Here is an 11081-nt window from a genome sequence, read left to right as displayed (position 1 = left end):
GGCGGGGGCAGTGCCAGGAACGGCCGGCCGGAGCGCCGTGCTCCGGCGGGCGGCGGAACAAAATGCTCGGCCATGACCGGCCTCAGCGTCCGGCGGCGCCGCGGCCGTGCCGGCGGGACGCTGCCACACCGAGCCCGGCGCCGACCACCGTCACCGCCAGCCCGACCGGCACCAGCAAACCACCGAGCCCGGGGCCGGCGGTGCCGCCGAACCCGGTCGCCGGGCCACGGCTGGGCAGATGACTGGGCAGGTGGCTCGGCTGCCGGGTGGGCTGCCCCTGCTTGACCACCTGGAGCATGGTGGAGGCGGTCTCCCCGCCCGGGCACTCCAGCTTGACCCGGTAGTTGCCGGGCCGGGTGCGCTCGTGGACCATCGGCGAGGCGGTGAGCAGGCCGCGCTGCGGCTGCACCTGGATCTTGCCGAACGCGTCCGAGGTGACGATCGCCGGAACCGAGTTGTTCCGGCAGCTCGCCCGGATGCCGACGAGGTAGCCGGGCGAGACGGTGCCCGGGGTGACCTCCACGAAGATCACGTCGGCCGGCGGCTGTTCCGGCACCGGTTCGGCGGCGCGCGGCGCGGCCTGGGCGGGCGTCGCGCCGACCAGCGGGGCGGCGCACGCGGCGACCGCGACCAGCAGCGCCTCACGTACCCTGAACGACCCCATGACCCCTCCCGGCGTACGGGATGAATCCTCTCACCCCCGGCCGCACATCACATCCGATCCGGGTCGCGTAGGCTCGGGTCGCTGTGACCCTCCCCGACATCGCCGCCGGCCGCATCCGTACCTTCCATCCGCGTCGCGGACGGATGAGCGAGCGGCAGCGCGACGCGCTCACCCGGCTCTGGCCCGCGTACGGCCTCGAGATCGCCGCCCTCGACGGGCCGTGCGATCCGACGGCGCTGTTCGGACGACGGGCGCCGCTGGTGCTGGAGATCGGCTCCGGCATGGGCGACGCCACCGCCGCGATGGCGGCGGCCGACCGGGACCGACACTATCTGGCGGTCGAGGTCCATACGCCGGGAATCGCCAACCTGCTCGACCTGGTGGAACGCCACGGTCTGGACAACGTGCGGGTGGCCGAGGGCGACGCGCTGGACCTGGTCCGGGCCATGCCGGAGGGCTGCCTGGACGCGGTGCACGTCTTCTTCCCCGACCCGTGGCCGAAGACGCGGCACCACAAGCGGCGGATCATCGCGCCGGCGCACGTGGCGCTGCTGCGGTCCCGGCTGGCTCCGGGCGGCACGCTGCACTGCGCGACCGACTGGGCCGAGTACGCCGAGTCGATGCGCGAGACGCTCACCGCAGACCCGGAGCTGGTCGACGTGTACGGCGGCTACGCGCCCCGTCCGGCGCACCGGCCGGTGACGAAGTTCGAGCGGCGCGCGCTGACCGCGGGCCGGGAGGTCTTCGACCTGATCCACCGGCGGCGCTGAACCCGGTTGGCGCGGCGCGGTGTGATCCAGGCACGATGGGAGCCGCCATGACTCTCACCGCCGCGCTGCCGAAGACCGCCGATCCCGACACCCTCTACGACGCGTTCGCCTCCTGGGCGTCCGAGCGCGGCCTGGACCTCTATCCCCATCAGGAGGAGGCGGTCATCGAGATCGTCTCCGGCGCGAACGTGATCATGAATACGCCGACCGGCTCGGGCAAGAGCCTGGTGGCGATCGCGGCGCACTTCGCGGCGCTGGCCGACGACCGGACGACCTTCTACACCGCGCCGATCAAGGCGCTGGTCTCGGAGAAGTTCTTCGCGCTCTGCGAGGTCTTCGGCGCGGAGAACGTCGGCATGCTCACCGGCGACGCCAGCGTCAACGCGGACGCGCCGATCATCTGCTGCACCGCGGAGATCCTGGCCAACCTGGCGCTGCGCGAGGGCCGCCGCGCCGACGTCGGCCAGGTGATCATGGACGAGTTCCACTTCTACGCCGAGCCGGACCGCGGCTGGGCCTGGCAGGTGCCGCTGATCGAGCTGCCGCAGGCCCAGTTCGTGCTGATGTCGGCCACGCTCGGCGACACCACCCGCTTCGTCGACGACCTGACCCGGCGCACCGGGCGGCCGACCGCCGTCGTCCGCTCGGCCGAGCGGCCGGTCCCGCTCCTCTTCTCGTACGCGACCACGCCGCTGCACGAGACGCTGGAGGAACTGCTGGAGACCAAGCAGGCCCCGGTGTACGTCGTGCACTTCACCCAGGCCGCCGCGCTGGAACGCGCCCAGGCGCTGATGAGCGTGAACGTCTGCACCCGCGCCGAGAAGGACATGATCGCCCAGGCGATCGGCAACTTCCGGTTCACCTCCGGCTTCGGCAAGACGCTGTCCCGACTGGTCCGCCACGGCATCGGCGTGCACCACGCCGGCATGCTCCCGAAGTACCGCCGCCTGGTCGAGACGCTCGCCCAGGCCGGCCTGCTCAAGGTCATCTGCGGTACGGACACGCTCGGCGTCGGCATCAACGTGCCGATCCGTACCGTGCTGTTCACCGGCCTGAGCAAGTACGACGGCACCCGCACTCGGCTGCTCAAGGCCCGCGAGTTCCACCAGATCGCCGGCCGGGCCGGGCGGGCCGGGTTCGACACGCTGGGCCGGGTCGTGGTGCAGGCCCCCGAGCACGTGATCGAGAACGAGAAGGCGCTCGCGAAGGCGGGTGACGACCCGAAGAAGCGCCGCAAGGTGGTGAAGAAGAAGCCGCCGGAGGGCTCGATCGGCTGGGGCGAGCCGACGTTCCAGCGTCTGGTCGAGGCCGAGCCGGAGCCGCTCACCTCCAGCTTCCAGGTCAGCCACTCGATGCTGCTCAACGTGATCGGCCGCCCCGGCGACGCGTTCGCCTCGATGCGGCACCTGCTCACCGACAACCACGAGGACCCGGCCGCGCAGCGCCGGCACATCCGCCGGGCCATCGCCATCTACCGCGCGCTGCGCGCGGGCGGCGTGGTCGAGGAGCTGCCCGAGCCGGACGAGACCGGCCGCCGGGTACGCCTCACCGTCGACCTCCAGCTCGACTTCGCGCTGAACCAGCCGCTGTCACCGCTGGCGCTGGCCACCGTCGAGCTGCTCGACCGGGAGTCGCCGTCGTACGCGCTCGACGTGCTCAGCGTGATCGAGTCGATCCTGGACGACCCCCGCCAGGTGCTGTCCGCGCAGCAGTTCAAGGCCCGCGGCGAGGCGGTCGCCGCGATGAAGGCCGAAGGCATCGAGTACGAGGCGCGCCTCGAACTGCTCGACGACGTGACCTGGCCCAAGCCGCTGGCGGAGCTGCTGGACTCCGCGTACGAGATGTACCGGCAGGGACACCCCTGGGTGGCCGACCACCAGCTCTCCCCGAAGTCCGTGGTCCGGGACATGTACGAGCGGGCCATGACGTTCCCCGAGTACGTCCAGTTCTACGGGCTGTCCCGGTCCGAGGGGCTGGTGCTGCGGTACCTCGCCGACGCGTACAAGACGCTGCGGCAGACCGTCCCCGAGGACGCGAAGACCGAGGAACTGGTCGACCTCATCGAGTGGCTGGGCGAGCTGGTCCGCCAGGTCGACTCCAGCCTGATCGACGAGTGGGAGCGGCTGCGCAACCCGTCGGATGTGGCCGAGGTGGCCGCCTCGCTGGACGACCGGCCGCCGGCTGTCACCCGCAACGCGCGGGCGTTCCGGGTGCTGGTGCGCAACGCGATGTTCCGTCGCGTCGAGCTGGCCGCGCTGCGCCGCTGGGACCTGCTCGGCGAACTGGACGCGGGCGACGGCTGGAACGCCGACGCCTGGGCCGACGCGCTGGAGCCGTACTTCGAGGCGTACGACTCCATCGGTGTGGGGCCGGACGCGCGCGGGCCGGCGCTGCTGATGATCGAGCAGGGCCGCGAGCGGTGGACCGTCCGGCAGATCCTGGACGACCCGGACGGCGACCACGACTGGGGCATCAGCGCCGAGATCGACCTGGCCGCCTCGGACGAGACAGGCGCGGCGGTGGTCCGCGTCACCGACGTCGGCCAGTTGTAGCGGCGTCGGCTGACGTACGCCGCGGGGGCGGAACCGGTCCGGTTCCGCCCCCGCGATCGTGTCCGATCAGTCGCGCGGGGCCTGGAACGCCACGCGACGACGACGGAACACGACGAACAGGACCGCGCCGGCCGCGAGCACGGCGGCGCCGACACCGGCGAGCGTGGCCGCCGGCGCACCGGTGATCGGCAGGCCGCCGCCGGTGCCACCGCTGCCGTCTCCGGAGCCACCGGTGCCCGGGCCGCCGTTGCCGACGGCGACGACGATGCGAGCGGTGTTGTTCGCCGGCTTCGACTCGGTCGAGGACGTGGCGCCGTCGACCACGATCGTGCCGTCGGTACCCGGCGTCGACTTGATCTTCAGCTGCACGGTGGGCTTGATCCGGCCGTAGCCGGAGGCGACGCTCGGGAACTCGCTCTCGAAGTTGCACCGCAGCTTCGCCGACTCGGGCAACGTCGTGCCCGGCTGGCCGTCGGTGTAGCACCACTCGCTGGGCAGCAGGACGGTGCCGCTCGGTGCGGTGATGAGGACACCGGGGCCGCCGCCGTCGGACGGGCCGTGGTTGACGACCTCGTAGGTGAGGTCGACGGTCTGGCCGACCGCCCCCTTCACCGGCGCGGCGGTGACGGCGACGTCGAGGCTGTTCTTCTTGCTCCAGAACCGGAAGTCGGCGTAGTTGTCGGACTCGTCGAGCTCGCGCTCCACGACGGCCTTGCGGGCCTGACCCGCCTTGACCGCCTTGGCGTGCAGCTTCTCGGCGGCGGTGGCGAACGACGGGCCGTTGCCCTTGGTCGCCGCGGCCTTCTTCGCCGTCTCCGCCTCACCGGCCAGCGCGGTGCTGAAGAGGGCGTAGTTCTCGTCCGGGCCCGGCAGGTTGCGGCCGAACGTGATGTTGAACAGCGACTCGCCCGTCTCGTCGTCGAACAGCAGCAGCCCTTCGCCGGGCTTGAGCGTCAGCGGCACCGTGCAGGTGACCTGGCTCGGCCCGTATACGTACGGCGGACCGCTGGCCTTCGGGTAGTAGCCGACGTAGGTGCAGTCGCTGTACCGCTCGACGAAGGTGGCGCCGGTGGGCAGGTCGACCCGGACGGTGAAGTCGGTCGCCGGGCTGTCGCCCTCGTTGAGCACACCGCTGTAGAGCGGGACCCGGTCGCCCTCACCGACCGGCTTGGACTTGTCGTTCAGGTCGTCGGCGGCGGCGACCAGATCGGGGCCCGAGGCGCGGATCGTGACCGGGAAGCTGATCGTGTTGTCGCCGGGGTTGGCGTCGTCCTGTGCGCCGGCGATGGTCACGCCGACCGAACCGGCGTCACCGGGGGTCGCACCGGTGCGGCTGGCCAGCGAGAGCGGATAGATGAGATCGGTCTGGCCAGCCACCAGGCCACCGACGGTGCAGGTGACCTTCCCCGCCGCGAGCTTGCAGGAGTCGTTCCAGTCCGGCACCGAGGCGACCACGTCGGACGACAGCTTGCCCAGGTCGAGCGTGACGGTCACCGCCGTCGCGTCGGCCTGGCCGTAGTTGTAGACGTACATCCCGACCGTGGTGCCACTGTTGTCGATCTCCGCGACGGGGTCGCTGCTGAAGGACACGAACAGGTCGGGCAGTTCGTCGGCGGCGTGCGCCGGGGTCGACGGGGCGAAGAGCGCGGTCGTGGCCAGCAGCGCCGCGGCGGCGGCGAGGCGGGGCCATCGGGCCGTGAGGGATCGCATGGGTACTCCGGGAGAGAGGTGTGGAAGAACCGCACTCTAGGGGACGGATCGATCGCGCGGTGTCCCGTCCGGATCGGCGGGCCGTCGGCGAACGGATCGACAATGCCCCTTTCGCACCCTGGGCGATGTCAGACCCGTCGATTAGAATGTATGTACTAATCGAGCTGCTGACCTGGGAGGATGCTCGTGACTGCGCCCACCTCCGCGACCCCTGTCACCCCCTACGCCACCCTCCTCGGATTCACCCGGTACGTCGACCGCACCGGCCCCACCAAGGCCACCTTCGTCGGCGGTCTGCGCCGGCAGCGGGCCAGCCGGCACGGCTTCAACCCGCACGGCCAGTTCGTCAAGGCGCTCAAGGCCGACGTCGCCTTCCACACCGGCGGCACCCATCTCGCGCAGGTCGCCGACCTGGTCAAGCCGCGCTGGCGACCGCTCTACGAGGCGCTCGTGCCGGGCGCGACCCGCTGGCTGCACTCGCTCGGCGAGCCGGCCGGCGTCGACCTGGCCCAGACGCGCGACGCGCTGGCCATGCTGGGCGACCTGCCCGTGAAGATCAACCCGCAGTTCGGCGTCCGGTACGCCGACGGCCGGGCCGAGGCGATCCGGCTGCACTTCGACGAGGCGCCGCCGAGCGAGGAGACGACGCTGGCCACACTGCACCTGATGGCCCGGCACATGGACGCGGTGCTGCCGCACGCCGAGCCGGTCCTGGTCGACGTGCGGCGCGGCGAGGCGCACCGGATGCCCGCCGACGTCAAGCCCGAGCAGATCGAGCAGTGGCTGGCCGGTGAGGCGGCCGCGTTCCGGGCCATCTGGTCCACCGCCGCCTGACCGACCGCCGCGGCACGCCATCCGGCGCACCGCGACCACGCCGCCGGACCGCGTACCCGGCGGCGACCGCCGCACCGCCCACCTACCGAACGGCCGCCCCGCCACCCGGGGCGGCCGTTCGTCGTCCCGGGCGGTGCGCCGCACGGCGCCCAGCCGGTGGTCGTACAGCGGACGGCATCGTCCCGTGTCTGCTTTCCTCCTCCGGGCTCAGGTTGGTGGCATATACGGGCATCCGTCGGGAACACCCCCGCGTGGCCGCCCTCCCTGACACCCCCCGCCGTTCGCCGTTCGCCATCAGTCGTCCGTCGTTCGCCGTCGTCGAGGAGCAACAGTGGTAACAAACGACTCGTCCGTCGTACCCCCGCTACGGACCGCCCGCGCCCCACGCCCGGTACGTGGCCGTCTGATCCTGCTCGGGCCCGCGTTCGTGGCGGCGGTCGCCTACGTCGACCCCGGCAACTTCGCCACCAACTCCACCGCCGGGGCACGGTACGGCTACCTGCTGGTCTGGGTGGTCGTGGCGGCGAACCTGGCCGCCATGCTGGTGCAGACGCTCACCGCCAAGCTCGGCCTGGCCACCGGGCGCAGCCTGCCCGAACTGTGCCGGGAACATCTGCCCCGGCCGCTCAACCGGGTCATGTGGGCGCAGGCCGAACTGGTCGCCATGGCCACCGACCTGGCCGAGGTGATCGGCGGGGCGGTCGCGCTGTACCTGCTGTTCGGCGTCCCGCTGCTGCCCGGCGGCCTGATCATCGGCGCCGCCTCGTTCGCCATCCTGGCGCTGCGCGCCAGGGGTTTCCGGACGTTCGAGATCGCCATCGCGGTGCTGCTCGGCGTGATCGTGCTGGCGTTCGCTGTCAACCTGGTCAGCGCACAACCGGACGTGTCCGACGCCGCGGCCGGGCTGCTGCCCCGGATGCAAGGCACCGACAGCATGCTGCTCGCCGCCGGCATCCTCGGCGCGACGGTGATGCCGCACGTCATCTACGTGCACTCGGCGCTGACCCCGAACCGGCTGCCGGCGGAGGGCGAGACGCAGCGGCGCGTCGTCGCCAAGGGCCTGCGGGTCGACGTGCTGATCGCGCTGGGCATCGCCGGCGCGGTCAACCTGGCCATGCTGCTGGTCGCCGCTAGTAGCTTCCACGGCACGTCGATCCCCGGCACCGACACCCTGGAAGGCGTCCACGCCGGGCTCGCCACCACGCTCGGCACGGCGGCGGCGGTCGGCTTCGCGGTCGCCCTGCTCCTGTCCGGGCTCGCCTCCACGAGCGTCGGCACGTACGCCGGCGAGATCATCATGCAGGGCTTCCTGCGCCGCCGGATCCCGCTGCTGGTCCGCCGGATGATCACCCTGCTGCCCGCGCTCGCGGTGCTCGCGATCGGCGTCGACCCGACCCGCGCGCTGGTGCTGTCCCAGGTGGTGCTGAGCTTCGGCATCCCGTTCGCGCTGATCCCGGTGGTGATGTTCACGCGCCGCCGGGACCTGATGGGCAGCCTGGTCAACCGCCGGGCCACCACCGCCGCCGCGGTCGCGATCACGGCGTTCGTGGTGGCGCTCAACGCGTTCCTGCTCTGGCAACTGGCGGCCTGAACACACCCGCGCCCGTCCGGCCGACGACGGCTGGACGGGCGCGGGTGATCGGGGCTCAGGCGGCCAGGTACTTCTCCAGGTCGTCCAGGATCTTGTTGGCGGCGCCCACGCCGATGCCGGTCATCCAGATCTCGTCGGAGACCACGTGCGCCTTGCCGGCCTTGACCGCGGACAGGCCCTTCCACAGCGTGCCGCCGGTGACCTTGGCCTGCTCGGCGGCGGCCTTCTCGCCGTACGCGGTCACGAACACCACGTCACCGTCGGCCTCGGCGATGCGCTCCGGGCTGACCCGGTCCATCCGCTTGTCCTCCTTGCCGGCGAGCATCTGCCGCTCGGGGCGGCCCAGGCCGGTGTCGCCGACGACGATGCCGGAGAACGAGTCCGGCCCGTACAGGCGGATCTCGGTCGGCATGAAGCGCACGATGGAGACCTTGCGGGACGAGGCGTCGCCGAGCTTCGCGCCGAAGTCCTTCGCCCGCTTCTCGTACTCGGCCAGCAGGTCCTTGGCCTGCTGCTCCTTGCCCAGCGCCGCACCGTCGAGGAGGAAGTTCTCCTTCCAGGTGACACCCACCTTCTCGGTGAACACGGTCGGGGCGATCTTGGACAGCTCGTCGTAGAACTTCTCCTGGCGGAACTTGCTGCCCAGGATCAGGTCCGGGTTGAGCGCGTTGATCGCCTCCAGGTCCGGCTCGGTGAGCACGCCGACCTCGGTGATCCCGGCGAGCTTGTCCGCGCCGAAGTAGGTGGGCCAGCTCTTCGCCTCACCGGCGGTCGCCGCGCCGACCGGGGTGACGCCCAGCGACAGCGCGGTATCGATCTTGTCGGTGTCGAGCACGACCACGCGCTTCGGCTCGGCGGGCACCTTCGTGGTGCCCATGGAGTGGGTGATCTCCCGGGTCTCCCCGGTGCCGGTGCCGGCGACGGGGTCGCTCTCCCCGCAGGCGGTGAGGCCGACGCCGAGAGCGAGGGCGGCGGTGAGTGCGACGGCGAGACGACGCATCAGGTTCCTTTCGGTGGTGCGGGTCGGCGCGCTCAGGCGTCGCCGACGGGGGCGCCGGCCGTGGCCGGCGTGACGGCCGGAACGGCCGAGGTCTGGGCGGATCCGGTCTGGGCGGATCCGGCCTGGGTGAGGGCGGGCACCACGAGCGGGGCGCCGCTGACCGGGCAGGGCACGACCACGCAGTCCAGCCCGAACACGTTGCGGACCAGGTCCGCGGTGAGGATCTCGCGCGGCTTGCCGGCGGCCACCACCGCGCCGTCGCGCATGGCGATCAGGTGGTCGGCGTACCGGGCCGCCTGGTTGAGGTCGTGCAGCACGGCCACCACTGTCCGGCCGCGTTCGGCGCGCAGCCGGTGCAGCAGGTCCAGCACCTCGACCTGGTGGGCCAGGTCGAGGAACGTGGTCGGCTCGTCCAGCAGCAGCGCGTCGGTGTCCTGGGCCAGCGTCATGGCGATCCACACCCGCTGGCGCTGCCCGCCGGAGAGCGTGTCCACCGGGCGGTCGGCGAGCGCGCTGACGTCGGCCAGCCGCATGGCCTCCTCGACCGCCCGCCCGTCCTCGGCCGACCACTGCCGCCACCAGCGCTGGTACGGCTGCCGGCCGCGCCCGACCAGGTCGGCCACGGTGATCCCCTCGGGCACCAGCGGGCTCTGCGGCAGGACGCCGAGCCGCCGGGCCACGTCCCGGGTAGGCAGGTCGCGGATCGCCGCGCCGTCGAGCAGCACCGCGCCGCGCCGGGGCGTGAGCAGCCGGGCCATCGTGCGCAGCAGCGTCGACTTGCCGCAGGCGTTCGGGCCGACGATCACGGTGAACGTGTCGGCCGGCAGGTCGAGGTCGAGTCCGTCCAGCACTGTGCGGCCCTCGTAGCCGACGACCAGGTCGCGGGTGGACAGCAGCGCGGTCACGACCGCCTCCCTCGGGTGCGCAGCAGCACGAAGATCAGGTACGGCCCGCCGATCGCCGCGGTGAGCACGCCGGCCGGCAGTTGGGTCGGCGCCAGCAGCCGGCGGGCACCGAGGTCGGCGAGGACCAGCAGCAACGCGCCGAGCAGCGCGGCGCACAGCAGCGGCGGGCGCTCGGCGCGGACCAGCCGGCGGGCCACCTGCGGGGCCACCAGCGCCACAAAGTCGACGGCGCCGACCTGGGCGGTGACCATGGCGGCGGCCAGCACACCGGTACCGGCCAGCCCCATGCGGCGGGCCACCGGCCGCAGGCCGATCCCGCGCGCGGTGTCGTCGTCGAGCGCGCTGCTGCGCAGCGCCCACCCGGCCCAGAGCAGCACCGGCAGCAGGACCGCGAGCATGCCGGCGATCCAGGCCGCCTCGCTCCACCCCTTGCCGGCGAGCGTGCCGATGAGCCAGATCTGCGCGCGCAGCCCGTCGATCGGGTCGGCGGTGAGCATGACCACCTCGATCAGCGCCCGGAACGCGAACGCCACCGCCACACCCGCGAGCACGAACCGCTGGGCCGCCAGGCCGTGCCGGGCGCCGAGCGCGAACACCGCCACCGCGGCGGCCAGGCCGCCGAGCAGCGCCGCCGGCGCCACCAGCACCGCCGCCGCGCCGCTGGTCAGCGCGATCGTCGCGGCCAGCCCGGCGCCCTGCGTGACACCGATGACGTCGGGGCTGGCGAGCGGGTTGCGGGCCACGCTCTGGATCAGCGTGCCGGCGACGCCGAAGGCCGCCCCTGCCACCGCCGCGAGGACCGCGCGAGGCAGTCGCAGGTCGCGCACCACGAGGTCGTACGGGGTGCCCGCACCGGAGAGCGACCGCACCACGTCCACCGGGGCGACGTACGGCGTACCCAGCGACAGACTGACCACCACCGCGACGCACAGCAGCACGAACCCGCGGACACGCCCGTCGTCGCCGTCCAGGAACGGCCCCGCCGCCAGCACCGCGCCCTGCTCCACCAGCCCGGCCTGGTGCGCCAGGTGCGCGTCCTGGATCCGGTCGAGGGC

Annotated in this window: 9 protein-coding genes; 4 read left to right on the top strand and 5 right to left on the bottom strand. The window is 72.6% G+C overall.

Annotated elements, in window-relative coordinates:
• Positions 1 to 82 precede the first annotated feature (82 nt).
• Positions 83 to 664: a hypothetical protein gene (locus tag ABD52_RS33525; protein ID WP_047894370.1), complete on the bottom strand. Its 582-nt coding sequence runs from the start codon at positions 662 to 664 to the stop codon at positions 83 to 85.
• 143 nt (positions 665 to 807) lie between these two features.
• On the opposite strand from ABD52_RS33525, the gene trmB reads away from it, so the two are divergent.
• Positions 808 to 1434, top strand: a complete 627-nt coding sequence (gene trmB / locus ABD52_RS33520) for a tRNA (guanosine(46)-N7)-methyltransferase TrmB (protein WP_221489093.1) — start codon at positions 808 to 810, stop codon at positions 1432 to 1434.
• Between the two features lie 47 nt (positions 1435 to 1481).
• On the top strand, positions 1482 to 3986 hold the full coding sequence (locus ABD52_RS33515) for an RNA helicase (protein ID WP_030270385.1): 2505 nt from the start codon (positions 1482 to 1484) through the stop codon (positions 3984 to 3986).
• 66 nt (positions 3987 to 4052) lie between these two features.
• Here ABD52_RS33515 and ABD52_RS33510 read toward each other — a convergent pair whose 3' ends face one another.
• Positions 4053 to 5696, bottom strand: a complete 1644-nt coding sequence (locus ABD52_RS33510) for a hypothetical protein (RefSeq protein WP_013285343.1) — start codon at positions 5694 to 5696, stop codon at positions 4053 to 4055.
• 186 nt (positions 5697 to 5882) lie between these two features.
• On the opposite strand from ABD52_RS33510, the gene ABD52_RS33505 reads away from it, so the two are divergent.
• Both ABD52_RS33505 and ABD52_RS33500 read left to right on the top strand, forming a co-directional pair.
• On the top strand, positions 5883 to 6530 hold the full coding sequence (locus ABD52_RS33505; protein ID WP_013285342.1) for a hypothetical protein: 648 nt from the start codon (positions 5883 to 5885) through the stop codon (positions 6528 to 6530).
• A 331-nt stretch (positions 6531 to 6861) separates the two neighbouring features.
• A complete protein-coding gene (locus tag ABD52_RS33500) occupies positions 6862 to 8121 on the top strand; it encodes an Nramp family divalent metal transporter (RefSeq protein WP_013474789.1) in 1260 nt (419 codons plus the stop codon).
• A 55-nt stretch (positions 8122 to 8176) separates the two neighbouring features.
• Here ABD52_RS33500 and ABD52_RS33495 read toward each other — a convergent pair whose 3' ends face one another.
• From ABD52_RS33495 to ABD52_RS33485, 3 genes are read right to left on the bottom strand one after another with little or no spacing between them, the layout of a single operon-like run.
• Positions 8177 to 9121, bottom strand: a complete 945-nt coding sequence (locus tag ABD52_RS33495) for an ABC transporter substrate-binding protein (protein ID WP_013285340.1) — start codon at positions 9119 to 9121, stop codon at positions 8177 to 8179.
• A 32-nt stretch (positions 9122 to 9153) separates the two neighbouring features.
• Positions 9154 to 10026, bottom strand: coding sequence for an ABC transporter ATP-binding protein (locus tag ABD52_RS33490; protein WP_047894369.1), 873 nt, complete (start codon positions 10024 to 10026; stop codon positions 9154 to 9156).
• On the bottom strand, positions 10023 to 10964 hold the full coding sequence (locus ABD52_RS33485) for an iron chelate uptake ABC transporter family permease subunit (RefSeq protein ID WP_152748350.1): 942 nt from the start codon (positions 10962 to 10964) through the stop codon (positions 10023 to 10025). The genes ABD52_RS33490 and ABD52_RS33485 overlap by 4 nt, the downstream gene beginning before the upstream one ends.
• Positions 10965 to 11081 lie beyond the last annotated feature (117 nt).

Source organism: Micromonospora sp. RV43 (genome assembly GCF_001029515.1).
GTDB classification, from domain to species: Bacteria; Actinomycetota; Actinomycetes; order Mycobacteriales; family Micromonosporaceae; genus Micromonospora; species Micromonospora aurantiaca.
The sequence above is the reverse complement of the archived record's forward strand: the minus strand, read 5'-3'. Positions and strand labels throughout refer to the sequence as shown.